The sequence below is a fragment of the Streptococcus sp. Marseille-Q5986 genome, assembly GCF_946902915.1.
Lineage (GTDB): Bacteria > Bacillota > Bacilli > Lactobacillales > Streptococcaceae > Streptococcus.
The window spans coordinates 500,312-527,261 of sequence record NZ_CAMPPY010000001.1; the positions used below are offsets into that span (position 1 = coordinate 500,312).

Genomic DNA, 26,950 nt, shown 5'->3' on the forward strand with positions numbered 1-26,950 from the left:
CCTTCTTTTGTAATCCGAATGCGGAGATACTCTTGCTAATCCGAACGTTATTTTAAAAAATTAAAATAATAACTGAAAAGAGATTCTAAAGTTAAAATAATATATAAATTATAGGAAATTACAGGAAAAACATTGATAGCGCTACCATTTTTGTAGTAAAATAATGATGTTAACAAAAGTATTTAATTAGACTGGAGAGGAGGTTTTTAGTGGTAAATGTCTTGCTGAATACTTTGAGTGGTTTTTGCTTTATCATTTTCTTAAGGAGGACTAATATGTCTAAAATTTTCAGATTCATCATTTCATCAATTGTTACACTGTTTTTAGCTAGTAATGTTGTGCCATCTTTAGTATATGCGTCCGAAGCTAGCAATTATTCACAAATTTCAAGTTTAGTTGCAGAAGTAGATAAAAAATTATCTAAACCACTGGAACTTTCTGAAGATCAGATAGATAGATTGATTAAAGAAAAAAAGAGTCTTTATCCTGAATTGAATGAGGAACAAATGAGAGAGATTGCATATAGAGTAATGAGTCCGTATAGTAGTAGAGCTAGTGTATGGGATGGTCAAGGCGTTACTTTAAGTGAATTTGCTTGGGCATTTGATTTAATTGTCGATACACTTATCAGTGGATATGCTACCCTTGGTAGATACGCAGCTAAACATGGTGTAGCTGCTGCTCGTTCTATTTTAAGTAGATCTGCCAAAGCTACAGCTAAACGTGTCGGTGTTTTATCTGGTTTTATATCCAAGATAATAGAGAATGTTGTTGCTGTTGTAAATATTTACTATAATGTTGGATATTCTCTTGCTCAACTTATAGATGCTAATGATTATTATAAGAATAACGGTCGTATAAATGCGTGGGCTTAAGAAAAAGATAATCCGTGTAGTACTAAGTTTCTTTATTTCATTATCTATCTTTTCTGCAATAGCATATATTAGTGGTAGGCTATCCTTGGATCTTTTCATGAAGTTAATGTTCTTTTCTGCTATCAATGCTTATTTATCGTTTTTGACATTTGATAAAAAATCATAGTGTATTAAAACCAAGCAAGAGGTTAGGAAAAAGGATTCAAAATTATAAAACGCATAGTATCAAGTGTAAAAACTTGGACTTATGCGTTTTATCATGGAAAGATTTTCTACAATAACTAAAAAATAATAGTTAAATGGTTATTAATTGCATTTCAAGGTAATTTTTGTTAAACTAAAAATAAGTATAAATGAAAGCGAGAACAAGATGACACGTTATCAAGACGATTTTTATGATGCAATCAATGGAGAATGGCAAAAGACAGCTGAAATCCCAGCCGACAAGTCTCAAACAGGAGGTTTTGTTGATTTAGATCAGGAAATTGAAGACCTGATGCTGGCGACAACAGACAGGTGGTTGGCAGGAGAAGAGGTGCCTGAGGATGCTATCTTGGCAAATTTTGTCAAATACCACCGCCTGGTTCGTGATTTTGACAAGAGAGAAGCTGACGGTATCACACCTGTTTTGCCTCTCCTTAAAGAATTCCAAGAATTGGAAACTTTTGCGGATTTTACAGCTAGACTAGCAGATTTTGAGCTTGCTGGAAAACCTAATTTCCTTCCTTTTGGTGTATCGCCAGACTTTATGGATGCCAGAATCAATGTTCTATGGGCTAGTGCTCCAAGCACGATCTTGCCAGATACGACCTACTATGCAGAAGACCATCCTCAGCGCGAAGAGCTCTTGACTCTTTGGAAAGAAACCAGCGCAAATCTCCTCAAGGCTTATGATTTCTCTGATGAAGAAATTGAAGACTTGCTAGAGAAAAGATTAGAATTGGACCGTCGAATTGCGGCAGTGGTGCTTTCTAATGAAGAAAGTTCAGAGTATGCTAAACTCTACCATCCATATTCTTATGAAGATTTCAAAAAATTCGCGCCTGCCCTACCTTTGGATGACTTCTTCCAAGCAGTTCTTGGACAAGTACCAGATAAGGTTATCGTAGACGAGGAACGTTTCTGGCAAGCAGCAGATCAATTCTATAGTGAAGAAGCCTGGCCTCTCCTCAAGGCAACCTTAATTTTAAGTGTTGTCAATCTCTCAACCAGCTATTTAACAGAAGAAATCCGTGTCTTGTCAGGTGCATACAGCCGCGCGCTTTCTGGAGTTCCAGAAGCCAAAGACAAGGTCAAGGCATCTTATCACTTGGCCCAAGGTCCTTTTAAGCAGGCTCTTGGTCTCTGGTATGCGCATGAAAAATTCTCTCCAGAAGCTAAGGCAGACGTAGAGAAAAAAGTAGCGACTATGATTGACGTGTATAAGGAACGTTTGGCTAAGAACGACTGGCTGACTCCTGAAACTCGTGACAAGGCCATTGTCAAACTCAATGTCATCAAGCCTTATATCGGTTACCCAGAAGAATTGCCAGAACGTTACAAGGACAAGGTGGTCGATGAAAATGCTAGTCTTTTTGACAATGCCTTAGCATTTGCGCGTGTGGAAATCAAGCACAGTTGGAGCAAGTGGAACCAGCCTGTAGACTACAAGGAGTGGGGCATGCCTGCTCATATGGTCAATGCCTACTACAATCCACAGAAGAACCTGATTGTCTTCCCAGCGGCTATCTTACAAGCGCCTTTCTATGACTTGCATCAGTCATCTTCTGCTAACTACGGGGGTATTGGGGCGGTTATTGCCCATGAAATTTCGCACGCCTTTGATACCAACGGAGCTTCCTTTGATGAAAATGGTAGCCTTAAGGATTGGTGGACCGAGAGCGACTATGCTGCCTTCAAGGAGAAAACACAAAAAGTCATTGACCAGTTTGATGGACAGGATTCTTATGGAGCAACCATCAACGGTAAATTGACGGTATCAGAAAACGTGGCGGACTTGGGAGGAATCGCTGCAGCTCTCGAAGCAGCCAAGAGAGAACCAGACTTCTCAGCAGAAGAATTCTTCTACAACTTCGGTCGCATCTGGCGCATGAAAGGTCGTCCAGAATTTATGAAACTTTTGGCTAGCGTCGATGTGCACGCACCAGCCAAACTCCGTGTCAATGTGCAAGTACCAAACTTCGATGATTTCTTTACAACCTATAATGTCAAAGAAGGAGACGGTATGTGGCGTTCACCAGAGGATCGTGTGATTATTTGGTAAGACAAAGAGTCTGAGACAAAATAGTTCTCAGTTACAAAAAGCTAGAGATTCCCAATTGAGGAACTCTAGCTTTTTAATTTTAAGTCGTTCTCTTATTGTATTTTAGGAGGTTGTTGGTCATAAGTACCAATCCCAGGTCAATTTTCACTTGACTCATCCCTCTCAGATTGCATCTCTTATAACCTAAACAAGCCTTTATCTGTCCAAAGACAATCTTGCGTTGAGCGAAAATCTGTCTACCTTCAGGAGATGAAAGCACTTGATATTTTTTCGTTTTTAAGTCTTGATAGCTCTCATATTTTTCAGCACGTACTGAAAAATTATCCTTGATTTTACGCAAGACTTTCTTGACGCTCAAGATAATCAATGTTTGACAAAATAAAAACTAGAAAACAGAGAAATAAAAGCTAGGAATACAGCTTTGTTAAAACCTCAATTCTCATATCCTAAAAAGGATTGTGTTATAATCAAACTATGAAATATTTAAAACAATTAAAATCTTGCCTCACTTTTACAAAAGTTAATGATAATCCTTTTCGTTCAATTATCTTAACGATATCTATATTGATTATTCTATTGATGGGTTACTTCAGTAACAATTATTCCATACCTAGCATATCCTCTATAGGTTTGTTTACCCTATTTTATTATCGAAATATCCCTTCAAAATCCTTGATGAAATTTCTAGGAATTATAGGCATAACCTTATTACTATCTTTTATATTAGGTCTCCTATCTACTATATCGCCATGGCTTTCACCTATTGTTGTTGGAATAGTTGCCTTTATCAGTCGTTTATTGACACGCTTATACGATATTCATAAACCTGGAGCTCTATTTTATGTAATGGTTTGTGCTATGGGTGTCAACTTATCTCTGCCGTTATCAAGACTCTTTGAGATAAGCTGTTTTTTTACTTTAGGTATTTTCTTAAGTTTAATTGGCGGATATAGTATTAAACGACTAGATAAACGAAAAGAGGCGAGTTGTTTAGATAAGACATTATTGACGGAAGTTTTTAAACAAGATGCCGTTGCTCTTGTTGATGCAATATTTTACAGCATTGCTCTATTTTTGACAGTTTATATTAGTCACGCGTTAGGTTTAGATAAACCCTATTGGGTAACAATAGCCTGTGCTTCCATTCTATTAGTTGAAAATCTTGAAGCGATGAAAAAACGTCATGTTCAATATTTACTAGGTAGTTCATTCGGTTTAATATTATCTATATTTTTATTACAATTTAACATCAGTGGCCTATCGTTGATTTTAACGATTTCTTGTTTATATGGACTATCCCAATACTATGTGGTACGTAATTATGCTGTTGCAAATATTTTTATCAATCCCATGACTATTTTATTATCAACGCTAATTACAAAGACAGATTCAATAACATTAGTTGAGCTTCGTTTCATCGGGATAATATTAGGTAGCTTTATTGGACTTGGAACAGCGTGGCTAATGGAGAAAACACTACATTATATTACAACTTTGTCTGAATAGAATAAAAACAGCTGATATCATTGGTTTTTTGCTTGCTAGAAAAAGGGATTAAAGGTCTTTTCATGAGCGATGGTTGTAGCTGGACCATGACCAGGATAGACATCGTAGTTAGGAAGGGTAAAGAGTTGAGTCTGGATACTATGGAGGAGTTGTTCCATACTACCTGTAGGAAGGTCTGTTCGTCCGATAGTTTCTCGGAACAGAGCATCTCCAGTCAAGACTAGATGGGCATCAGGAAAGACGAGGGAAACACCGCCAATAGAGTGCCCTGGGGTTGGTAGAACTGTAAAACAAAATTCCTCAAGCTGGTATTCCTCATGAAAGACAAAGGTGTGTTCTACAGGTTTTGTGACCACATCTGCCATATCATCATGACGAGGGAGACCAGAGAGATTATCGACAGGTGTATAAAGCCAAGATGCTTCACTCTCTGCTACATAAACTGGGGGATTTCCAAAAGTCTCGCGAACCAAGTCCAGACTCATAATATGGTCGTAGTGGGTGTGGGTCAGGAGAATCGCACAGACTGGTTTGTTGATTTTCTCAATAGTCTTATGAATAGCTTCCCAATGGCTACCTGGGTCAACCACAATCAGATGTTGATCTCCTTCCAGGTAATAAGTATTTTCATAGGCAACGGGATTCACGGTTTTATGGATTTTCATACTGGCTCCAATCTCAAAGAATGTACTAAACTAAGTATAGCATAGAAGAGAATGCTTAGGGTATCAGAAAGTCTTTTTCGTGCCTTGACGATTTTTCCAAGCTTGGTATCGGGTGTCAATCAAGAGTTGAGTTAAGCGCCCCATGGTTTCTCTTTCTTCGGGAGTGAGGGATTGAGCTTGGACAAAGAGTTGATGAATGTGTTCAATAACCTTGAAGGAAGAAAGGTCGTTGATAGAGGAGATTCCTGCATCGAGAATGATTCCGAAAAAGAGGTCGAAGTAGAGCTGTAGTTCTTCGTCAGGAACGGTTTCAACCCATTCCTTGAAGGTTGTATCGACTTGCTGACTGTCACTATTTATCTCGTCTAGTTTGACAAAGTGTTTATCTTCAATCTGCCAACTGAAGGTATCGTGCTGGGCGATGCCACCTAAGGCGGTGCTTCGAACGACGATTTTTTTATCAGGAATTTCCAGCATCATCCCGATGATAGAACCTTGTGGGATAAATACTTTTGTTCTGTCTATCATGTTTTGATAGCCTGGTGTTTCGGTTAGTTCCTTGTGAAGTCCAGGTGCATCAAAAGTATAGACAGCGATAATGTTTTTCTGCAAGTTTAGATCAAGTTGACTGGTAGCATAGACAGCTAGATTGCCCCCTTTTGAGTGTCCTGCTAGGATAACCTTTTGGTTAGGATGTTGGGCAAAAAAGTCCTGTAAATACTGGAGAGCATGTTTTTGAGCTGGGATTTCCTTCATATAGGTCATATGGAAATCTTCTTTCCAGCCAATGATACTGTCATCAGTTCCGCGAAAAACAAGTAAATAGGTATCGAGATTGATACGATAAGTCATGGCTGCAAATTGTTTTTGCAATTCAGGATCGATATCGTTGATAAAGTCTGAAAGCTTGCAATTTTTAAAGCGTTTGTGTTGAGCGAGTTGATCCAACAACTGGAGGCGGCTTTTATTGGTCAACATAGTTGTTTCTCTAGGGATTTGAGGTGCAAGATCTATGAGACGCTTTGGTTCTTGGGTGACTACATCATCAAAAGCAAGGTAGGTTAATTCAGTCAAGGCAAGAACATCTAACTCGTTCACGGAGAGGTCATAAAAGGAATCGTATGCTACATCATTCAAGTAGTCAAAAATATTGGCCATAAAAGCTCCTTTCTCTATGTTTATCCTATCACATTTACCTAGAATTAGCTAGTAGGCTGACTAGATTTTGCTATACTGCTAGCGAGCTGGTTTAAATACAGGTTTGCGTTTTATCCATAGGGAAAATCTGTTATAATAAGAACAAAGGAGGAGCGCATGCACAAGATTTTACTAGTAGAAGATGACCAAGTCATTCGGCAACAAGTTGGGAAATTGCTTTCTGAATGGAGTTTTGAGGTTATTTTGGTAGAGGACTTTATGGAAGTTTTGACTCTCTTTGTCCAGTCAGAACCTCATTTGGTTCTCATGGATATTGGCTTGCCTCTTTTCAATGGTTATCACTGGTGCCAGGAGATTCGTAAGATTTCCAAGGTGCCCATCATGTTTCTGTCTTCCAGAGATCAGGCGATGGATATCGTCATGGCGATCAGTATGGGGGCAGATGACTTTGTTACCAAACCTTTTGACCAGCAGGTGCTCCTTGCTAAGGTTCAGGGCTTGTTACGCCGTTCTTATGAGTTTGGCCGAGATGAAAGTCTGCTGGAGTATGCCGGTGTAATCCTCAATACCAAGTCTATGGATTTGCACTATCAGGGGGAAGTCCTGAGTTTGACCAAGAATGAATTTCAGATTTTGCGGATTTTGTTTGAACATGCGGGTAATATCGTGGCGCGAGATGACCTGATGCGAGAACTCTGGAATAGTGACTTTTTTATCGATGATAATACCTTGTCTGTCAATGTTGCTCGTTTGCGTAAAAAGTTAGAGGAGCAAGGCTTGGCAGGATTTATCGAAACCAAGAAGGGAATAGGATACGGACTGAAACATGCTTGATTGGAAACTATTTTTTCTGGCCCATCTGCGTTCTCGCAGTCGTCTTTTTGTCTATATTTTTTCATTGGGTTTTCTTATTTTTCTCTTTCAGTTTTTATTCGCTAGTATAGGATTTTATTTTTTCTATTTTTTCCTCCTCAGTAGTTTTTTGACCTTCTTATTTTTGGCTTGGGATATATTTGCAGAAGCTCAGATTTACCGTCAGGAAGTACTCTATGCTGAAAGAGACCCAAAGTCTCCTTTGGAATGTGTGCTAGCGGAAAAACTCGAAGAGCGTGAGTCTGAATTGTATCAAAAGAAGTCAGAAGCCCAAAGTAAACTGACGGATTTACTTGATTACTACACCTTATGGGTGCACCAGATTAAGACCCCCATTGCAGCAAGTCAACTGCTAGTTGCAGAAGTAGCCGACCGCCAACTGAAGCAGCAGTTAGAACAGGAAATTTTCAAAATTGACTCCTATACCAATCTGGTGTTGCAGTACCTGCGTTTAGAAAGTTTCCACGATGACTTGGTATTTGAAAAGGTTCAAGTGGAGGAACTGGTGAAGAAAGTTGTTCGTAAGTATGCTCTTTTCTTTATCCAAAAGGGACTGACGGTCAATCTACATGACCTTGACAAAATCATCGTGACCGATAAGAAGTGGCTGTTGGTTGTCATTGAACAAATCCTCTCAAATAGCCTCAAATACACCAAGAAAGGTGGACTAGAGATTTATATGGAAGGCCAGGAGATCTGTATCAAGGATACGGGAATCGGGATTAAAAACAGTGATGTGCTCCGAGTCTTTGAACGTGGCTTTTCAGGCTACAATGGTCGTTTGACCCAGCAGTCATCTGGACTTGGCCTCTACCTATCTAAGAAAATTTCTGAAGAACTGGGGCACCAGATTCGCATCGAGTCTGAGGTCGGAAAAGGAACGATAGTGCGGATTCAGTTTGCTCAAGTGAACTTAGTCCTTGAGTGAGAAGAGTAGATAAGAGCCCAGGATAAGACAACTGGGCTTTTTTATCTTTAACTGTATATCTGAGTAAATTATTTTATCTATTATAAACAAATCTCTGAGGGATGTGAAGACCACGAACGAAAAGGTAGGTCTAGATCAAAAGCATATTAAGCAAACCATTAACAAGCAAATCTTGACAGTTTTCTTCCTTCCTGTAATTTTTGCATTTCTCCATTGGCCTTTGTTTATCATATACTTAGTTTGGTTCTAGAGGTCATTGAAGTAGTCGATGATACCATGAGGTTGACGATAACTTTCTCTATCTGTTCAATTGATAGATTTCTTCAGAGAAAGACTGTAAAATTTTTGATATAATGTTAAGGATAGACTGACGGATATTTAAAGGATAATTTTCAAAAGAATAACAGGTGAGAAGAAAAATATGTAAGATTGGACAAAAGTCTCTCTACCATCATCCATGCAGAAATAAGATTATATGAAATAAAAGGAGTAACCAATGACCAGAAACTATTCAACACGTGAATTCCGCGAGAAACTATATGATGACCTTCATGTTCGATTAAGAGATACAGTGATTTTGATGTGTGCGATTTTTATTGCCTCTATCGGCCTAAATATGAATTCAACAGCTGTCATTATTGGAGCCATGCTGATTTCTCCTCTTATGACATCGATTGTTGGACTCGGATTTGGTTTAGCTATTTTTGATACGCGTTTAATCAAGCAATCTCTAGAGGTTTTATTTACCCAAGTATTGGTCAGCTTGCTTGTCTCGACTCTGTATTTCTGGATTTCTCCCTTATCTTATGCAAGTAGCGAATTGATTGCACGAACTTCTCCAACCATTTGGGATGTGCTCATTGCTATTGCTGGTGGGATAGCAGGCGTAATTGGTTCAAGGAAAAAAGAAGCAAACAATATCGTGCCAGGAGTAGCCATTGCAACAGCTCTGATGCCACCTATCTGTACTGCAGGCTATGGTTTAGCTAATGGAAATGTACGATTTTTATTTGGAGCTCTCTATCTTTTCTTGATCAATTGTGTCTTTATCATGCTAACCAACATTGTTGGAACAGGAATTTTGATGAGGAAATCTCCCTTAAGTTCATTTAAAGAGCTAAATATTAAAATGAGAATTGGCTTGACATCCTTGATTGTATTATTGGCTCTTCCAGCCAGTTATTCAGCAGTCACTCTGACGATAGATCAAGCGCGAAAAGAAGGAATCAAACAGTTTGTAGGAAAAGAGTTCGCCAATCACACGGTCATTAATCAAGTCTACAAGTCAAGGAACAATGAATTGGTCTTGACGGTTGTTGGAGATCCGATTTCAGACGAAGAATTAGAAGCGCTCCATCAAAAACAAGCCTCTTACGGTATCCAATCTGTTCAATTGAAAGTCAATCAAGTTCATAATTCGACAAAATTAGACAGCGATACGACCAAGGAATTTTATGAAACCATTAACAAGTATATCGATCAAAAACTCTCTGAAAAAGATTCACAAAAAGATCTCGTAAAAGAAAATGAAGCAGACAAGGATTGAGGATATTGACCTTATCTAACTCATGAAAATAAATCTTGTGTGGTGGTTTGAGCAATCACTACTAGCTTAGATTAAATAAAAGATAAAAAAGCAACAGCTGAAATAGTTGTTGCTTTTTCTGGCTCTGAAAAATGTTTCTCAGACTGTGATTGTTTTATTTCTCAACGCGTGATTTGTTGGCTATATCAGCTAGGATAGCTTGAACAAAGTCATCAACTGAGACAGTTTGTGTTTCTTTTTGGCCGTAGCGACGAACGTTGACTGTTCCGTCTTCCATTTCCTTGTCCCCAACGATCAATTGGTAAGGAATCTTACTTGTTTGTGAAGCACGGATCTTGAACTGCATTTTTTCATTGCGCTCATCTACGTCTGCACGGACACCGCGGTCACGGAGTTTCTTCGCTACTTCCCAAGCGTAGTCCACGTGTTTTTCGTTAGATACTGGGATGAGGGTTACTTGGTGAGGTGCAAGCCAAGTTGGGAAGGCGCCTTTGTAATTTTCAATCAAGATAGCTGTGAAGCGTTCCATAGTTGAAATAACACCACGGTGAATCATAACTGGACGGTGCTCTTCGCCATCAGCTCCGATGTATTTAAGGTCGAAGCGTTCTGGAAGCAAGAAGTCAAGTTGGATAGTAGAAAGAGTTTCTTCTTTTCCAAGAGCGGTCTTAACTTGAATATCCAATTTTGGTCCGTAGAAGGCTGCTTCACCTTCGGCTTCAAAGTAGTCCACACCCATTTCATCAAGGGCTGCGCGAAGCATGGTTTGGGCATTTTCCCACATCTCATCGTTGTCAAAGTACTTGTGAGTATCTTGAGGGTCGCGAAGAGAGAGACGGAAGCGGTATTCAGTCAAGTTGAAGTCTTCATAAACATCGATAATCAACTGAAGGGCACGTTGGAATTCTTCTTGGATTTGTTCTGGAGTAACGAAGAGGTGACCGTCGTTGAGTGACATTTCACGTACACGTTGAAGACCAGTAAGGGCACCAGATTTTTCGTAGCGGTGCATCATACCGATTTCAGCGATACGGATTGGCAATTCACGGTAAGAGTGAACATGGTGTTTGAAGACTTGAATGTGGTGTGGACAGTTCATTGGGCGGAGGACAAACTCTTCACCGTCACCCATGTCCATAGTTGGAAACATATCTTCTTGGTAATGATCCCAGTGACCAGAAGTCTTGTAAAGCTCAACAGACGCAAGTGGTGGAGTGTAGACGTGTTGGTAGCCAGAAGCTAGCTCTTTGTCTACGATGTAGCGTTCCAACTCACGACGGATAGTGGCACCATTTGGCAACCAGAATGGAAGCCCTTGACCAACCTCTTGAGAAATCATGAAGAGGTCAAGCTCTTTACCAAGTTTACGGTGGTCACGTTCCTTGGCTTCTTCACGCATTTGAAGGTAGTTTTTCAAGTCTTTCTTGTCAAACCAAGCTGTACCGTAGATACGTTGCATCATCGCGTTGTCGCTATTTCCACGCCAGTAAGCACCTGCTACATGGAGAAGGTGGAAGATTTGGATACGACCTGTTGAAGGGACGTGAGGTCCACGGCAGAGGTCTACGTATTCACCTTGACGGTAGATAGTCAAACCACCTTCGTCTTCTGAGTGTTCTTCAAGCAATTCCAACTTATAAGGGTCATTTTTAAAGATTTCACGGGCCTCGTCTTTCGTCACTTCTTCCCGGATTGATGGGAAGTTTTCTTTGACGATTTTCTTCATTTCTTCTTCGATACGAGGAAGGTCTTCGTTAGAGATTTGACCAGCTTGATTGTCCGTATCGTAGTAGAAGCCATCTTCGATAGCTGGACCGACACCCAAATGAATGTCTGGGAAGAGGCGACGAGCTGCTTGGGCAAACAAGTGAGCAGCTGAGTGGCGCAAGATTGGCAGGGCATCTTCGTGATCAGGTGTCACGATTTCGATGCTTCCATCTTCAGTGATAGCACGCGTCGTGTCGATGAGTTTGCCCTTGAATTTACCAGCCAAGGCTTTTTTTGCTAGGGAATTGCTGATAGATTGGGCAATTTCAAAAGTTGTTACGCCAGATTCGAATTCACGAACAGCGCCATCAGGGAAAGTAATCTTAATCATGGTTTTCTCCTTATAAAGTTTTTATTAGCCTAGTTATAGTGAAGGTATCCTTGAAATATAAATAGAAATTCCTTTTGATTTTTCGTTAATAAATCAAAAAGCGACATCCTCAAAAGGACGTCGCAACGTGGTTCCACCTTCATTTATGTTCCTCAAAAAAGAGGGACACCTCTGATTGGCTCTAACGTGGCCACCGTTTTATGTTTTCATAAAAAACTCAAGAGTAGTATCAGTTTAGGCTCTCTATGCGTTTCCAGCAACCACGCACTCTCTAGTAGAAAGGGACTAAGTGACTTGTCTCTATGGATTATTATAGCATGATTGCGAGAATTTTCAAGGTTTTTGTATAATTTTTTTGTTTTTCTCTCTTTGGAAGACATGCTTGATACCCATGCCAGCAGCCAAGCCAAGTAAGGCAAAGAGTTCATAGGCTAGGAAGTAAAGCAGGATGAACTCACCAAAGGTGATGATGGTAAAGCAAAAGATCAGACCAATACCAAGTAGCCACCAAAGTGAGAAATGAAATCGATAGCTATAAAGTAGCGACACGATAAAGGTTACTAGGGGAGAAAAGAGGAGAATGTTATAAATGTAAAGTCCCTTCAGCGTATAAGAATCAGATATCAGCAATAAAAGCAACTCATAGAGAGGCCAGTAAAAGAAAAATAGGACAAGGTAGTATGGAATATACTTAAGATATTTCCGCATGGCAATAGTCCTCCAATCTGCAAAAATTGAGAGATGTTGAAGAGCACATGATCCTAAACGAAGGGGAACTCTCTACATATAGTATAGCACACCTTGGAAGCCTTTACAAGTTGATCCAGTGAGTAGTGATAGTGCTCTTTTTGAGTGTTTTCTGCTATAATACTAACAAAAGAAGTAAGAGGAAAAGAGGAGAAAGGATGACGAAAATAGCAGTTCTTTCAGACATACATGGGAATACGACAGCCTTGGAAGCTGTACTGACTGATGCTAAAAAGGCAAAGGTAGATGAGTACTGGCTTTTGGGGGATATTCTTATGCCGGGAACGGGACGTAGAAGGATATTGAATCTTTTAGCTGCTTTGCCCATCACAGTAAAAGTTCTTGGAAATTGGGAGAATAGTCTCTGGCGAGGCTTGCATCGTAAGCTAGATTTGACAAAAGTTAGCCATCGCTACCTCCTACGTCACTGCCAATATATCTTAGAAGAAATCAGCCCTGAAGAAATCGAAGACCTCTACAATCAACCCATGCAAGTTCATCGTCAGTTTGGTGATTTGACGGTAGGAATCACTCACCATCTCCCAGATAAAAACTGGGGTAGAGAGTTGATTCATAGGGGAAAACAAGAAGATTTTGATAGATTGGTCAAGGAACCGCATGCCTCTATCGCAGTATATGGTCATATCCACCAACAGTTGCTTCGTTATGGAAGTGATGGACAGTTGATTCTTAATCCAGGGTCCATTGGGCAACCCTTCTTTTTAGATGCAGGATTACGTAAGGATCTGCGGGCCCAATATATGATCTTAGAGTTTGATGAAGCAGGTTTGGCTGATGTTGATTTTCGTCGAGTGGATTATGATGTAGAAGCCGAATTGCAGTTGGCCAAAGATTTAAAGCTCCCCTATTTCCAGGTCTATTATGAAAGTTTGGTAAATGGGATTCACCATACTCATAACCAGGAACTTCTGTATGAGATTGCCCAAGAACAGGGGCATGATATTGAGTTGGATGCATGGTTAGATGGTAGTAATGATTGACATGACATCAAAAAGGGGTATAATGGGTATGAGAAGAGAGATGATGAGAATCTCAGGTGAAAGGGGAACAAAATGCAAATTTCAAGTCGATTTACCATTGCGACCCATATGCTCATTATCATTGCTATCAAGGGCCGGGAAAGCAAGGTGACCAGTGATTTTCTCGCAGCTAGCGTTGGAGTTAATCCAGTCATTATCCGTAAGACTTTGTCGCAACTGAAAAAAGCTGGATTGATTTCAGTTGCTCGTGGGACAGGTGGTACCGAAATTATAAAGGACCTCCGAGATATCAATCTTTTTGATGTGTATCAGGCTGTCGAATGTTTGGGGAAATCTGGCAAACTCTTTCGTTTTCATGACAATCCTAATCCTAACTGTCCAGTAGGGGCCAATATTCATAAGATCTTGGATCATAAGCTAATCGAAACACAGCAGGCGATGGAAAAACAACTGAGCCAGACAAATCTCGCCGAAATTGTAGCAGATGCAGAAGTAGGCAAGGGGATTTAAAATCCTTGATTATCAACTATGAAAAACTCAAAAATAACTAGAATAACCTAGCTTTCCTTTAGTTTTTCTAGTTATTCTTTGAAAAAATAATGGAATCAAAGAAAATTGTTCCCATCATAAGTATCGCCTCCATACTTCTAGGCAATTTGTGTTCCTTGAGAATCAAGCTTTTCATCATACTTGACGATTTTGAGGGAAGTAATTTTATGATGATTTTGTAACTTTGCTCAGTAGTTAATGAGGAATAAAGAAGGCTGAGAAAAAATAAAAGGATCTAGTCCTGTTCAATCCAGAATTAAATCCTTTGATGTATATGTGATTAGGACTTCTGTGTTGACGTTACGAACAGTTCAGCATAATTCCTTAAAAAGAGTCCATCTGCACTGTAGAACACCTGAGTTTTAGTTGATGAAAAACCATTCTGAGAAAATTGTTTCTCCATTCTTGACAAGTAAAGTCAGCGAGAAATTTATTTTTGGGAGAATCAAATGATTCTGCTTTAGGATTAAAATGATGTTCCATGTTTGTTAGTTTAACACAAAGTAAATCATTTTACCAGAAAAATACTTAACTGGTTTTCTAATCCTCCGCGATTGCATTTAAAAGCTGATATGAATTCATTAGACCTATTTTTGCTGAAGCTCCATTCTACTGGACTCATAAGAGGTAACTTTGCACGAGCTGTTACAAAAAACTGGTAAATATAAATCCAGATAAAGTGAACGTCCATTTCTATCATAATGCAACAACCGTTTACTCTGCAAGTGGAGGAAACTCCAGACGTAGGAGTTGGCAGTGCTTGTCTCAAACTAAACATTTCTGAAACGGTGTTATACTTTAGCTTGACCTTGTGGAAATCATTGACTTGCTTTAGTATAGCAGAATAGCTATTTTTTTGTTATATTTTATGTTATAACGAGAAAATAAAATATTTTAAATCAAAACACTTGACTTTTTTTGAAAACGATTGCATAATAGAAGGTGATGAAATATATCAAAGGAGTATGTTATGGCTATTAAAGAGACGAAAACCTTGCGTGGGTTTAGGATGTGGAAATCAGGGAAACGCTGGTTGTTTGGTACTGCTGTTATCGCCAGTGTTTTATTAGGGGGAGAGTCGAAAGCGTTTGCAGACAGCCCCGTTCCCACAAATCCCGCAGTGATAGAAGAGGTGTACAGTATACCACAGGATTCCCCTGAAAAAATTCAAAAAGATGTATCTGTGGGAGATGATAAGACTATCTCTTCCACAGTTGTAGCAACATCTGGTGAGCAAGCTGGGAAAGAGAATAATGAACGAGAGACTGTATCAAAAAGTAAAGACAGTAAAGAACAATCCGAATTAACATCAGTTAACACTGAAAACAAAGAACATACAGTGGATACTGCTGTAAATGAACAGATAGTCAAGAATGCTGTCTCAACAGCGGATAAGCTAAAACCAGTAGCTCAGGTCGCTCAAGATGTACGCATCCACTACAAACCAGCAGCTGGTGATACAAGAGACTACTATGCCTGGGTTTGGGGAGATACTGCTCAACACCAGACCAGCGGACGCTTCTTAAAAATGGAAAAAAGGGGGGGGAGCGTGTCCTAACAGTCAAGCCAGACGCAGATGTACAATCTTTCCAATATATTATTACTGACAAGGGAGAATGGTCTGGAGCAACTAAAGTCAGTGGTCAAGAAGACATGACGGCAACTGTCCTCAAAGCAAGTGCTGTTGACATCTACCATGGTGCAGATGGCTGGTATTCACAGTTTTTGAATGTCCAAACTCCAGAATTTGATAAAAAGTATGGCTATACCGATAAAGTCGTAAATAAGCAAGGTAAATTTGATGTTGTCGGTTCTAAAGGAGCATTGGGAGCGACCCTACATGCTGACGGCAGCGCAACTATCAATGTCTGGGCACCGACCGCAGAGAAAGTTACTTTAAATATTTATCAATCAACAGCAGAAAATGCCCCTCTTCTGAAACAATTTGAAATGACTCGTGGGACCGATGAAAATCAAAATGACCATACTAAAAACACAATTGGACTTTGGAGCTATCATCTAAAACCAAGTGAAGTAGCGTCAACATTGAAAACACTTGATAAGGTTGCTTACGATTACACCCTCACCATACCTAAAGCTTACTTCATCCAGAAGACGGAAGATTGGTATGAGGAAAAACCAGGTGTATGGAAAAAACGCGGAGACAAATATGTCAATTCTGCTTCTGCATCTAAAGACACAAAAGAAGAACTCTCATCCACCGCTTCTCATGCACAGATTGCTAAAATGTACAACGGTCCTGCGGAAACAGTTACCACCCAGGATCCTTACTCAGTAGCAGTTGTCAAAAACGGGAAACGCTCTGTTATTTTAGATCCAACTACTGTTGGAGGGAAAGTTACTGTTAGTCAGAATAAGCGTGTGAACTCTAAAACAAAGTTGAGTGTACTCGAAGTTGACGTACGTGACTTCTCTATCGATAAAAGCTCGGGTGTAACAGAAGCAAATAAAGGGAACTATCTTGGACTTGTTGAGAAAGGGACAACTGATCCAAAAACAGGCAAAAAGACAGGACTAGACTATCTACGTTATCTCGGAGTAAACTATCTCCAAATCATGCCTATCTATGACTATCAAACAGTTCCTGAACTAGAAAAGAACGATCCAAAAAACAACGAAATTTCTAAGGAATTCTCAGCGAATGACCAACAAAACTGGGGATATGATCCTAAAAACTACAATGTCCCTGAAGGTTCCTATGCGACGGATCCAAGTGACCCTGAAAATCGTATCCGTGAAGTCAAGACCATGGTTCAAAAACTCCATGATGCAGGCTTAAATCTCGTCATGGATGTCGTCTACAATCACCTCTATGATGGACAAAGCAATCCTTTTGAATACACAGTTCCTGGCTACTATTATGCCATTAATAGAGATGGAAAGATGAACAATGATGTCGGCGTAGGAAATGCCATACGCTCCAACTCCGAAATGATGCGTCAGTACATCGTCAACTCAGTTGCTTACTGGGCGATGGAATACGGAATGGATGGATTCCGTTTTGACGCTATGAGCGACCTCGACGTGAAAACGATGAAAGCTGTTCGTGAAGCAATCAACAAGATTGACCCTAACATCGTAACCTACGGTGAAGGTTGGGACAGCATGGGTAAATATTTAGAAAAAGACGGTGACAAGCCAGCTAGTGTCGGCAATGCCAAAGATACCCCAGAAGTTGGCTATTTTGATAGTGTTGGACGTGATTCCATCGCAGGTTCTCATTATGACAATGGCAACCCTCCAGGATTCGTTAATCGTCAATCAGATTATAAGCATGATGAAGGAAAAATAAAGACCTTAGTCGACAGTCTCATGGGGGGTCATGGTCGTAGTTTTGCTAATGCTTCTCAACAACTCAACTATGTAGAAGTACATGATGGTATGACCTTGAGTGACTTGCTCAAACATTATAATCCTGATGATACAGAAGAAGAACACATGAATCGTGTCGAGTTAGCCACAGCCATGAGTGCTCTCTCTCAAGGGATTCATTTTTCACAACATGGTCAAGAATTTCTCCGTTCCAAGTCAAACTCACATAACACCTATAATGCTGGTGATGAGAAAAACAAGATTGATTGGGGGCTTGTCAACAAAAATGCAGATGCAGTAAACTTCACTAAATCACTGATCAGCTTGCGAAAAAATGAACCTTTGTGGCACCTGTCTGACTATCAAAAGGAGATTTTCAAACACATGAAAATCACCAATGCTCAAAAAGGATCAGGTATCGTTACTTATGAATTGACCAAGGAAAACGGTGATCGCTATCTTGCTGTCTTTAATAATAATACTTTTTCAGACAACAACTCTAGCCTAACTTTGGGAGAAAACAGTTATTATTATGGTTCTGACAAGAACCGCGGCGATATTAACGACTTTAGCAATGCTTATGTGGTCGCTACTAACTCTAAGAACTTGTATGACAAGATTGGCAAAGTTAACGGTAGTAAGACTATCACGATGGATAAGCTGTCTGCGACAATCTTATACTTACCAAAAGCTAAGATTACAAACGAGAGTGTTGTACGCGAAACCATCCGCTATGTCAATACAAATGGAGAAACAGTTTCTCCTGATAAAGTCCAAGAAACAACACGTGTAACAGTACAGCAAACAGACCCTCAAAAGAAATTCAGCTATGTAAAATCTGGTATCGGTGCGGAGAATGAAAAGGTACTGGGTTACCGTCAAAACATCCTTGATGGAGTTTCACAAGAGGATAAGATCATCGAGAAAAACTACATTGCAACTAATGCTCAAGGAGAATTGACAGTTGCAAATGGTGAGGTGATACTTGGTGCTGATGGAAAACCAGTAGATACAGAGAATGTCAAGTGGGTATTAGAATCAGAATATAACTTCAAAGCAGTTCCGCATCCACAAGTGGAAGGATATAAGGTCAAACAGACTAGCGAACCCAGCAATAACCTATCTGAAGTTCCAGCTCAAAGCACAAAAATAAATGTCGAAATCACGGTAACCTATGAGAAGATAGTATGGCAAGTTACTCCGGATGAAGGTGTCAAAGCTCCATCAGTAGAACAACCACGCTTGGATGTAGTAACGGAAGAAGTTCCATTCAAGACCATAGAACGAGCAAATCCACAATTACCGAAAGGAACCAGAAAAGTTGTTCAAGAAGGTAAGGTTGGAGAGAAGACGACTTTGGTTGAAGTGACTATTGAAAACGGTCAAGAAACAGGTCGTGTTACTCGCGATAGCTTTATCTCTAAAACTCCAGTGGATCAGATTGTAGAAATTGGTAAGCCGGTAGAACAGGTTACTCCAGATGAGGGAGCAACAGCGCCGATAGAAGAGAAACCACGCTTGGATGTAGTAACGGAAGAAGTTCCATTCCAGACCATAGAACGAGCAAATCCACAATTACCGAAAGGAACCAGAAAAGTTGTTCAAGAAGGTAAGGTTGGAGAGAAGACGACTTTGGTTGAAGTGACTATTGAAAACGGTCAAGAAACAGGTCGTGTTACTCGCGATAGCTTTATCTCTAAAACTCCAGTGGATCAGATTGTAGAAATTGGTAAGCCGGTAGAACAGGTTACTCCAGATGAGGGAGCAACAGCGCCGGTAGAAGAGAAACCACGCTTGGATGTAGTGACGGAAACGGTTCCATTCCAGACCATAGAACGGGCAAATCCACAATTGCCTAAGGGAACAAGAAAAATTGTTCAAGAAGGTAAGGTTGGAGAGAAGACAACTTTGGTTGAAATTACTGTTAAGAATGGCCAAGAAACAGGGCGCATGACACGTGATAGCTTTATCTCTAAAACTCCAGTGGATCAGATTGTAGAAATTGGTAAGCCGGTAGAACAGGTTACTCCAGATGAGGGAGCAACAGCGCCGATAGAAGAGAAACCACGCTTGGATGTGGTGACAGAAACGGTTCCATTCCAGACCATAGAACGAGCAAATCCACAATTGCCTAAGGGAACAAGAAAAATTGTTCAAGAAGGTAAGGTCGGTGAGAAGACAACTTTGGTTGAAATTACTGTTAAGAATGGCCAAGAAACAGGGCGCATGACACGTGATAGCTTTATCTCCAAAATCCCAGTGGATCAGATTGTGGAAGTGGGAACTAGGGAAGAGAAACCAACACTGCCAAGTACGCCAGAAACTCCTACACAGGACCAAATGAACAAGTCGACTGTGACACAAGTGAAGAAAGGCAAAACAGAATCTCCTACCCAAGAGCAGGTAAACAAGAAAGCTGCAACATTACCAAATACAGGAACAGCATCGGATTCATCCTTCCTTCTCGGCCTCCTAATGGCATTGACAGGAGTGCTCTTGATGAAGAAAAAAGATGAATAAAGATTTAGAAAACGTAGGCTCTCTGTCAACTATAATTGGTTCATAAAAACTAAAATTTGGAGAGGACCAGTTTGGTCTTCTCTTTATATTATGTATAGTACAGTTAGCTACTGCCGAAACCCAAGTGGTACACTTGGAATAAGCCGCTGTGGATTAGTTCATTTCCTCCAATCGCTTGACGATTTCTGAAAGGCTCTAACCACAGCTTTTTGTTTCAATTGGTAATGAGTTTGATAAGGCATAGGCGTTTTATCTCGTGTAAGGTAACAAGGCAAAAAGTTCGTGGATAACCAAGTGGACTTGAATACTATATCTGGAGGTACTCCTATGCTTTATGTTGGCATTGATGTCGCTAAAAATAAACACGATGTTACAGCCTTGAATGCCCAAGGAAAAACTGTTCTCAAACCACTCACTGTTTCAAATACCAGAGCTGGTTTTGAAATCTTAGGTCAGTTTCTTCGACAGCTCAACCAAGACTGTCTCATCGCTCTTGAAGATACTGGACATTATGGCTTTAATCTATTGAACTTCTTGCATAAACAAGGATATAAAGTTTACACCTACAATCCTTTGCTCATCAAGGAATTTGCCAAATCATTATCACTTCGAAAGACTAAAACGGATAAGAAAGATGCTCATGTCATCGCTCTTAAACTTCTTTCTGACTCAAACCGTGAATAATTTCAACACGATAAGCGACAAGAAGAACTAAAAATCCTAACTAGACATATTCATCGACTCAAGAAGAAACAGTCTGATTGGAAAGTACAATACACTCGCTGTCTTGATATCATCTTTCCTGAGTTGGATAAAATCGTTGGAAAGCATTCAGAATATACCTACCAACTCTTGACACGCTACCCTAACCCTCAGAAAATGCTTGAGACAGGATTTGATAATCGGATAGAAATGAAATGGCTGACCGCTCCTAAAACTCAGGATATTCTCTCGGTCGCACGTGGTTCTATTGGCACAACATCTCCTGCTCGTGAATTCGAACTCATCGAAATCATTGAAAACATCAAGCATTATAACATACTCATTGAAAAGACGGAAAAACAAGTCAATGACTTGATGGCTGAGATCAACTCGGTCATCACGACGGTTACTGGGATTAGGAATCGTTTAGGTGTCGTCATCTTGGCTGAGATTCGAAATATTCATGCCTTTGATAAATGATGCTCAATTACAAGCTTTCGCTGGCCAGCTCTCTCTATTTACCAGTCAGGTCAGAACGATTTAGCAGGGAATGTGTTCAAACGGGGTTCCCCTCATCTGCGTTGAGCGCTCATACAAGCTGCCAAAACAAGTGCTCGCTTTGCCCCTGCTTTTAAGGCCTATCTTAGGACTAAGTTAGAGCAAGGAAAACATTACAATCTAGCCATCATTCACCTTGCAAAAAAACTTATCAGAACCCTGTTTTATCTCCTCAAAAACAGGCTACTCTTTGACGAACAAAAAGTGACCTAACTTCTAAATTTAGCACAAGATAACTTTTGAAAAAATAGACTTTTTCAAGGATTCTTTGCCCTACTCTAAAATCATCAATTTTGAAACAAGAAGTATGTTAGATAAAATTATTGTCTTTTCTTATAGTCTATCTTTTTGAGTTAAGGGTGATAAAAATGTGGGTTTTTAAAGTTGTCAATCATCAAAGAATTGTACTCTTTTCGGTGGGGTGACACAACACAGAAATTATAAAGTGTATTTATATTGGGCTTTGGTTTTAATATAAAGTGGCTCTATACTTTTGTCGCTGGGGCTGATGCTATCTTTGTAAAAGTAAGCCTAAATAGAGAAAATCTAGAAATCATGTTATAATGAAGCAATAGAATTCTTAGAAAGAGTGGATGTCTTTTTGATAACACCTACTTATGAATGGCAGTTTGCCCCGCAGGTTGAAGATGCGGATTTTACAAAGATAGCCAAGAAGGCTGGACTGGGTCCTGAGGTGGCTCGCTTATTATTTGAAAGAGGGATTCAGGATGAAGAAAGTCTAAAGAAGTTTTTAGAACCTTCCCTGGAGGACTTGCACGATCCTTATCTGCTCCATGATATGGACAAGGCAGTGGCTCGTATTCGTCTGGCCATCGAAGAAGGGGAAAATATTCTCATCTATGGAGACTACGATGCGGATGGTATGACCTCGGCTTCGATTGTGAAGGAAAGTTTGGAACAGCTTGGTGCCGAGTGCAGAGTTTACCTGCCAAATCGTTTTACCGATGGCTATGGTCCCAATGCTAGTGTCTATAAATATTTTATCGAGCAGGAAGGGATTTCCTTGATTCTGACAGTGGATAATGGGGTTGCTGGTCACGAAGCCATTGAATTGGCCCAGTCTATGGGAGTGGATGTCATTGTGACCGACCACCATTCCATGCCTGAAACTTTGCCAGATGCTTATGCCATTGTCCATCCTGAGCATCCGGATGCGGACTATCCTTTCAAATATTTGGCTGGTTGTGGAGTGGCCTTCAAGCTGGCTTGTGCCCTTTTAGAAGAAGTGCAAGTGGAACTACTGGATTTGGTTGCTATCGGAACCATTGCAGATATGGTGAGCCTGACGGATGAAAATCGTATCTTGGTTCAATATGGTCTGGAAATGTTGGGTCATACCCAGCGCATTGGTCTGCAAGAAATGATGGATATGGCTGGGATTGTTGCCAACGAAGTAGCAGAAGAAACGGTTGGTTTCCAGATTGCTCCTCGTTTAAATGCCTTGGGGCGCTTGGATGATCCCAATCCTGCCATTGATTTGCTGACTGGGTTTGATGATGAGGAGGCGCATGAGATTGCTCTCATGATTCACCAGAAAAATGAAGAGCGCAAGGAAATTGTTCAGTCTATCTATGAAGAAGCTAAGACCATGGTGGATTCTGAGAAGAAGGTCCAGGTTTTGGCTAAGGAAGGCTGGAATCCTGGGGTTCTAGGTATCGTGGCTGGTCGTTTGTTGGAAGAATTGGGACAGACAGTCATCGTTCTTCATATAGAAGACGGTCGTGCCAAGGGAAGTGCTCGTAGTGTGGAAGCGGTCGATATTTTTGAAGCCCTAGATCCCCATCGCGATCTTTTTATCGCTTTTGGCGGTCATGCTGGCGCAGCAGGAATGACGCTGGAGGTTGAGAAACTTTCAGATTTATCTCAGGTCTTGGAAGATTATGTCCGTGAAAAGGGTGCAGATGCTGGTGGTAAGAACAAGTTAAATCTAGATGAAGAGCTGGATTTGGAGACTTTGAGTCTTGAAACAGTCAAGAACTTTGAGCGTTTGGCACCTTTTGGAATGAACAATCAGAAACCAGTCTTTTATATTAAGGATTTTCAGGTTGAAAGTGCTCGTACTATGGGAGCAGGCAATGCCCATCTCAAGCTGAAAATTTCCAAGGGTGAGGCTAGTTTTGAAGTGGTGGCCTTTGGACAAGGGAGATGGGCAACAGAATTTGGTCAAACCAAGAATCTAGAGTTGGCAGTCAAATTGTCTGTCAACCAATGGAATGGCCAAACTGCTCTCCAGTTGATGATGGTGGATGCGCGAGTGGAAGGTGTTCAACTTTTTAACATTCGTGGGAAAAATGCAGTCTTGCCAGAAGGGGTTCCAGTCTTGGATTTTGCTGGAGAAGTGCCAGATTTAGCGACTAGTGACGCGGTTATCGTAAAAACTATTCCTGAGGATATGACCCTGCTGAAGACCATTTTTCAGGAACAGCATTTCTCTGCTGTCTATTTCAAAAATGACATTGACAAAGCCTATTATCTGACAGGTTATGGAACTAGAGAGCAGTTTGCCAAATTGTACAAGACTATTTACCAGTTCCCAGAGTTTGATATTCGCTACAAGCTGAAAGATTTGGCTGCTTATCTCAATATTCAACAAATCTTGCTGATCAAGATGATTCAAGTGTTTGAAGAACTAGGCTTTGTGACGATCACAGATGCTGTTATGACAGTCAATAAAGAGGCACCAAAGCGAGAAATAGGAGAAAGTCAGATTTACCAAAATCTCAAACAAACCGTTAAAGACCAAGAAATGATGGCCCTGGGTACCGTGCAAGAAATCTATGACTTTTTGATGGAAAAAGAATAGCAGATTGGAAAGAGTTGGGCAACCAGCTCTTTTTTGAAAACAAATCTTCATTTTGAAAATCATCAAAAAAATGGTATAATGGTAGGAAAAGATTCGGCTAATACTCAATGAAAATCAGAGAGCAAACTAGGAAGCTAGCCGCAGGTTGCTCAAAGCACTGCTTTGAGGTTGTAGATGGAAGCTGACGTGGTTTGAAGCTGATTTTCGAAGAGTATAAAAGTAATAGTACTTTTAGAATAAGAGGGTAAGTAACCCTATAATCAAGATAAACTAAGATTTTGGAGGAAAAATGAGTAATATTAGTTTAACAACACTTGGTGGTGTACGTGAAAATGGGAAAAATATGTACATTGCTGAAATTGGAGAGTCCATTTTTGTTTTGAATGTAGGGTTAAAATATCCCGAAAATGAACAACTAGGGGTAGACGTCGTTATTCCAAATATGGACTACCTTTTTGAAAATAGCGACCGTATCGCTGGTGTCTTCTTGACCCACGGACATGCGGATGCCATTGGTGCCCTGCCTTATCTCTTGGCTGAAGCCAAGGTGCCTGTATTTGGATCTGAGCTGACCATTGAGTTGGCCAAACTCTTTGTCAAAGGAAATGATGCCGTTAAGAAATTCAATGATTTCCATGTCATTGATGAGAATACGGAGATTGATTTTGGTGGGACAGTGGTTTCCTTCTTCCCTACGACTTACTCCGTTCCAGAGAGCCTGGGAATTGTCTTGAAGACGGCTGAAGGTAGCATCGTCTATACAGGGGACTTCAAATTTGACCAGACAGCTAGTGAATCCTATGCGACAGACTTCGCTCGTTTGGCAGAAATCGGTCGTGACGGCGTCCTGGCTCTCCTCAGTGATTCGGCCAATGCGGACAGCAATATCCAAGTAGCTAGTGAAAGTGAAGTTAGGGATGAAATTACCCAAACCATTGCTGACTGGGAAGGTCGTATCATCGTTGCAGCTGTTTCCAGTAACCTTTCTCGTATCCAGCAGATTTTTGACGCTGCGGATAAAACAGGTCGACGTATCGTCTTGACAGGATTTGATATTGAAAATATCGTTCGTACTGCTATTCGCCTCAAGAAGTTGTCTTTAGCCAACGAAATTCTCTTGATTAAGCCGAAAGATATGTCTCGCTTTGAAGACCATGAGTTGATTATTCTTGAGACAGGTCGTATGGGTGAACCCATCAATGGACTTCGTAAGATGTCGATTGGTCGCCATCGTTATGTAGAAATCAAGGATGGGGACCTGGTCTATATTGCTACGGCTCCGTCTATTGCTAAAGAAGCCTTCGTTGCGCGTGTGGAAAATATGATTTATCAGGCAGGAGGGGTTGTCAAATTGATTACCCAAAGTTTACATGTATCAGGGCATGGAAATGCGCGTGACTTGCAGTTGATGATCAATCTCTTGCAACCGAAATATCTCTTCCCAATTCAAGGGGAATACCGTGAGTTGGATGCCCATGCCAAGGCTGCCATGGCAGTTGGTATGTTGCCAGAACGCATATTCATTCCTAAAAAGGGAACCAGCATGGCTTATGAGAATGGGGACTTTGTCCCAGCTGGCGCGGTTTCGGCAGGGGATGTCTTGATTGACGGGAATGCTATTGGTGATGTTGGAAATGTGGTTCTTCGTGACCGTAAGGTCTTGTCAGAAGATGGAATTTTCATCGTCGCAATCACCGTTAACCGTCGTGAGAAGAAAATTGTAGCCAAGGCTCGTGTTCACACGCGTGGATTTGTTTATCTCAAGAAGAGTCGCGATATTCTCCGTGAAAGTTCAGAATTGATTAACAAAACGGTAGAAGACTATCTGCAAGGAGATGACTTTGACTGGGCAGATCTCAAAGGCAAGGTTCGGGATAATCTGACCAAGTATCTCTTTGATCAAACTAAGCGTCGTCCAGCTATTTTACCAGTAGTCATGGAAGCGAAATAATTGTTGGAATAAACAGGGAGAAAGCCGAGTTTCGGCTTTTTCTTATAGAAAAATAGAGGAAAAATTATGGCAGTAATGAAAATCGAGTATTACTCACAAGTTTTGGATATGGAATGGGGAGTGAATGTCCTCTACCCTGATGCCAATCGAGTGGAAAAACCAGAGTGTACAGATATCCCTGTCTTGTACCTCTTGCACGGGATGTCTGGTAATCATAATAGCTGGCTCAAGCGGACCAATGTAGAACGCTTGCTTCGAGCTACTAATCTTATCGTTGTCATGCCCAATACCAGCAACGGTTGGTACACCGATACCCAGTATGGTTTTGATTATTACACGGCTCTAGCAGAGGAATTGCCAGAGGTTTTGAAACGCTTCTTCCCTAATATGACGAGCAAGCGTGAAAAGACCTTTATCGCTGGTCTTTCTATGGGAGGTTACGGCTGTTTCAAACTGGCTCTTGCAACAAATCGTTTTTCTCACGCAGCTAGTTTTTCAGGCGCCCTTAGCTTTCAAGATTTTTCTCCTGAGAGCCAAGATTTGGGAACACCAGCTTATTGGAGAGGTGTTTTTGGGGAGATTAAAGATTGGACAGCTAGCCCCTATTCTCTTGAAAGTCTGGCTAAAAAATCGGATAAAAAGACCAAGCTTTGGGCTTGGTGTGGCGAGCAGGATTTCTTGTATGAAGCCAATAATCTAGCAGTGAAAAATCTCAAAAAATTAGGTTTTGATGTGACCTATAGCCATAGCGCTGGAAGTCACGAATGGTACTACTGGGAAAAACAATTGGAAGGCTTTTTAGCAACCTTGCCAATTGTTTTCAAATTAGAAGAGAGATTGACTTAGTTTGAAC

18 protein-coding genes and 3 pseudogenes are annotated in these 26,950 nt (G+C 40.5%); 15 read left to right on the top strand and 6 right to left on the bottom strand.

Annotated elements, in window-relative coordinates; all coding sequences use genetic code 11:
- Positions 1-275 precede the first annotated feature (275 nt).
- Both OVN21_RS02675 and pepO read left to right on the top strand, forming a co-directional pair.
- Complete coding sequence (locus tag OVN21_RS02675) at positions 276-875, top strand: hypothetical protein (protein WP_267247163.1); 600 nt, start codon at positions 276-278, stop codon at positions 873-875.
- 370 nt (positions 876-1,245) lie between these two features.
- A complete protein-coding gene (gene pepO / locus OVN21_RS02680) occupies positions 1,246-3,138 on the top strand; it encodes an endopeptidase PepO (protein ID WP_267247164.1) in 1,893 nt (630 codons plus the stop codon).
- A gap of 79 nt (positions 3,139-3,217) precedes the next feature.
- Here the strand turns inward: pepO and OVN21_RS02685 are convergent, their stop codons facing one another.
- On the bottom strand, positions 3,218-3,505 hold the full coding sequence (locus OVN21_RS02685) for a transposase (RefSeq protein ID WP_267247165.1): 288 nt from the start codon (positions 3,503-3,505) through the stop codon (positions 3,218-3,220).
- A 107-nt stretch (positions 3,506-3,612) separates the two neighbouring features.
- On the opposite strand from OVN21_RS02685, the gene OVN21_RS02690 reads away from it, so the two are divergent.
- Positions 3,613-4,644, top strand: coding sequence for an FUSC family protein (locus OVN21_RS02690; protein ID WP_267247166.1), 1,032 nt, complete (start codon positions 3,613-3,615; stop codon positions 4,642-4,644).
- 35 nt (positions 4,645-4,679) lie between these two features.
- On the opposite strand, the gene OVN21_RS02695 is transcribed toward OVN21_RS02690, so the two are convergent.
- Positions 4,680-5,309 carry an MBL fold metallo-hydrolase gene (locus tag OVN21_RS02695; protein WP_267247167.1) on the bottom strand — a complete coding sequence of 210 codons (630 nt, stop codon included), beginning with the start codon at positions 5,307-5,309 and terminating at the stop codon, positions 4,680-4,682.
- Between the two features lie 63 nt (positions 5,310-5,372).
- On the bottom strand, positions 5,373-6,467 hold the full coding sequence (locus tag OVN21_RS02700; protein WP_267247168.1) for a DUF2974 domain-containing protein: 1,095 nt from the start codon (positions 6,465-6,467) through the stop codon (positions 5,373-5,375).
- A gap of 156 nt (positions 6,468-6,623) precedes the next feature.
- Here OVN21_RS02700 and OVN21_RS02705 point away from each other — a divergent pair, with 156 nt between their 5' ends.
- From OVN21_RS02705 to OVN21_RS02720, 4 genes and pseudogenes are all read left to right on the top strand, one after another.
- Positions 6,624-7,301 carry a response regulator transcription factor gene (locus OVN21_RS02705; RefSeq protein WP_267247169.1) on the top strand — a complete coding sequence of 226 codons (678 nt, stop codon included), beginning with the start codon at positions 6,624-6,626 and terminating at the stop codon, positions 7,299-7,301.
- Entirely contained in the window at positions 7,294-8,268 is a 975-nt protein-coding gene (locus OVN21_RS02710; RefSeq protein ID WP_267247170.1) for a sensor histidine kinase, read from the top strand. Before OVN21_RS02705 ends, OVN21_RS02710 begins: the two co-directional genes overlap by 8 nt.
- Before the next feature lie 75 nt (positions 8,269-8,343).
- Positions 8,344-8,622 (top strand): annotated as a pseudogene (locus OVN21_RS02715) (ABC transporter permease); the annotation flags it as partial.
- Between the two features lie 142 nt (positions 8,623-8,764).
- On the top strand, positions 8,765-9,814 hold the full coding sequence (locus tag OVN21_RS02720; RefSeq protein ID WP_267247171.1) for a DUF389 domain-containing protein: 1,050 nt from the start codon (positions 8,765-8,767) through the stop codon (positions 9,812-9,814).
- Between the two features lie 154 nt (positions 9,815-9,968).
- Here OVN21_RS02720 and thrS read toward each other — a convergent pair whose 3' ends face one another.
- Complete coding sequence (gene thrS, locus OVN21_RS02725) at positions 9,969-11,912, bottom strand: threonine--tRNA ligase (RefSeq protein ID WP_267247172.1); 1,944 nt, start codon at positions 11,910-11,912, stop codon at positions 9,969-9,971.
- A 333-nt stretch (positions 11,913-12,245) separates the two neighbouring features.
- Positions 12,246-12,620 carry a hypothetical protein gene (locus OVN21_RS02730; RefSeq protein ID WP_267247173.1) on the bottom strand — a complete coding sequence of 125 codons (375 nt, stop codon included), beginning with the start codon at positions 12,618-12,620 and terminating at the stop codon, positions 12,246-12,248.
- 197 nt (positions 12,621-12,817) lie between these two features.
- On the opposite strand from OVN21_RS02730, the gene OVN21_RS02735 reads away from it, so the two are divergent.
- Complete coding sequence (locus OVN21_RS02735; protein WP_267247174.1) at positions 12,818-13,660, top strand: metallophosphoesterase family protein; 843 nt, start codon at positions 12,818-12,820, stop codon at positions 13,658-13,660.
- A gap of 72 nt (positions 13,661-13,732) precedes the next feature.
- Positions 13,733-14,170 carry an Rrf2 family transcriptional regulator gene (locus tag OVN21_RS02740; RefSeq protein ID WP_267247175.1) on the top strand — a complete coding sequence of 146 codons (438 nt, stop codon included), beginning with the start codon at positions 13,733-13,735 and terminating at the stop codon, positions 14,168-14,170.
- A gap of 441 nt (positions 14,171-14,611) precedes the next feature.
- Here OVN21_RS02740 and OVN21_RS11120 read toward each other — a convergent pair.
- Positions 14,612-14,692: pseudogene (locus OVN21_RS11120) on the bottom strand (SAM-dependent methyltransferase); the annotation flags it as partial.
- A 487-nt stretch (positions 14,693-15,179) separates the two neighbouring features.
- On the opposite strand from OVN21_RS11120, the gene OVN21_RS02745 reads away from it, so the two are divergent.
- From OVN21_RS02745 to OVN21_RS02770, 6 genes and pseudogenes are all read left to right on the top strand, one after another.
- Complete coding sequence (locus OVN21_RS02745) at positions 15,180-15,767, top strand: KxYKxGKxW signal peptide domain-containing protein (RefSeq protein ID WP_267247176.1); 588 nt, start codon at positions 15,180-15,182, stop codon at positions 15,765-15,767.
- Positions 15,692-20,062, top strand: coding sequence for a type I pullulanase (gene pulA, locus OVN21_RS02750; protein WP_267247177.1), 4,371 nt, complete (start codon positions 15,692-15,694; stop codon positions 20,060-20,062). The genes OVN21_RS02745 and pulA overlap by 76 nt, the downstream gene beginning before the upstream one ends.
- Positions 20,063-20,389: 327 nt before the next feature.
- Positions 20,390-21,535, top strand: a pseudogene (locus OVN21_RS02755) (IS110 family transposase).
- Positions 21,536-21,923: 388 nt separating this feature from the next.
- A complete protein-coding gene (gene recJ, locus OVN21_RS02760; RefSeq protein ID WP_267247178.1) occupies positions 21,924-24,146 on the top strand; it encodes a single-stranded-DNA-specific exonuclease RecJ in 2,223 nt (740 codons plus the stop codon).
- 289 nt (positions 24,147-24,435) lie between these two features.
- The gene (locus OVN21_RS02765) at positions 24,436-26,097 is read left to right on the top strand and encodes a ribonuclease J (RefSeq protein ID WP_267247179.1); all 1,662 of its coding nucleotides are present in this window, start codon (positions 24,436-24,438) and stop codon (positions 26,095-26,097) included.
- A gap of 66 nt (positions 26,098-26,163) precedes the next feature.
- On the top strand, positions 26,164-26,943 hold the full coding sequence (locus tag OVN21_RS02770) for an alpha/beta hydrolase (RefSeq protein ID WP_267247180.1): 780 nt from the start codon (positions 26,164-26,166) through the stop codon (positions 26,941-26,943).
- Positions 26,944-26,950 lie beyond the last annotated feature (7 nt).

Coding starts and splice junctions, on each gene's coding strand:
- OVN21_RS02675 (WP_267247163.1), top strand. CDS start 276: ATGTCTAAAATTTTCAGATTCATCATTTCATCAATTGTTACACTGTTT.
- pepO (WP_267247164.1), top strand. CDS start 1,246: ATGACACGTTATCAAGACGATTTTTATGATGCAATCAATGGAGAATGG.
- OVN21_RS02690 (WP_267247166.1), top strand. CDS start 3,613: ATGAAATATTTAAAACAATTAAAATCTTGCCTCACTTTTACAAAAGTT.
- OVN21_RS02695 (WP_267247167.1), bottom strand. CDS start 5,309: ATGAAAATCCATAAAACCGTGAATCCCGTTGCCTATGAAAATACTTAT.
- OVN21_RS02700 (WP_267247168.1), bottom strand. CDS start 6,467: ATGGCCAATATTTTTGACTACTTGAATGATGTAGCATACGATTCCTTT.
- OVN21_RS02705 (WP_267247169.1), top strand. CDS start 6,624: ATGCACAAGATTTTACTAGTAGAAGATGACCAAGTCATTCGGCAACAA.
- OVN21_RS02710 (WP_267247170.1), top strand. CDS start 7,294: ATGCTTGATTGGAAACTATTTTTTCTGGCCCATCTGCGTTCTCGCAGT.
- OVN21_RS02720 (WP_267247171.1), top strand. CDS start 8,765: ATGACCAGAAACTATTCAACACGTGAATTCCGCGAGAAACTATATGAT.
- thrS (WP_267247172.1), bottom strand. CDS start 11,912: ATGATTAAGATTACTTTCCCTGATGGCGCTGTTCGTGAATTCGAATCT.
- OVN21_RS02730 (WP_267247173.1), bottom strand. CDS start 12,620: ATGCGGAAATATCTTAAGTATATTCCATACTACCTTGTCCTATTTTTC.
- OVN21_RS02735 (WP_267247174.1), top strand. CDS start 12,818: ATGACGAAAATAGCAGTTCTTTCAGACATACATGGGAATACGACAGCC.
- OVN21_RS02740 (WP_267247175.1), top strand. CDS start 13,733: ATGCAAATTTCAAGTCGATTTACCATTGCGACCCATATGCTCATTATC.
- OVN21_RS02745 (WP_267247176.1), top strand. CDS start 15,180: ATGGCTATTAAAGAGACGAAAACCTTGCGTGGGTTTAGGATGTGGAAA.
- OVN21_RS02765 (WP_267247179.1), top strand. CDS start 24,436: ATGAGTAATATTAGTTTAACAACACTTGGTGGTGTACGTGAAAATGGG.
- OVN21_RS02770 (WP_267247180.1), top strand. CDS start 26,164: ATGGCAGTAATGAAAATCGAGTATTACTCACAAGTTTTGGATATGGAA.